The sequence below is a fragment of the Neisseria sp. P0009.S007 genome (genome assembly GCF_051962515.1).
This window is the reverse complement of the sequence record NZ_JBQCVF010001305.1, coordinates 1-234: the sequence shown is the minus strand read 5'-3', so window position 1 is coordinate 234 and position 234 is coordinate 1. Positions and strand designations below refer to the sequence as shown.

At 55.1% G+C, this 234-nt stretch carries 1 protein-coding gene; it reads left to right on the top strand.

Translation table 11 applies throughout. The features are described 5' to 3' along the window. Positions 1-234, top strand: a 234-nt coding sequence (locus ACTHS3_RS18715) for a winged helix-turn-helix domain-containing protein (protein WP_440368913.1), incomplete at both ends; no start/stop codon positions are given.

Genomic DNA, 234 nt, shown 5'->3' with positions numbered 1-234 from the left:
CACCCTCAACCCCGCCACCTACCAAGTCGAAGTCAAAGGACAAGACAAACCCGTCCTCCTGAGCAACAAAGAATTTGCCGTCCTCCAAGCCCTGATGATGCGTCCCGGCATCATCCTCTCCCGCAGCGACCTTGAAGACAAAATCTACGGCTGGGGCGAAGAAGTCGAGAGCAACGCCGTCGATTTCCTCATCCACGCCCTGCGCAAAAAGCTCGGCAAAGAACACATCCAAAA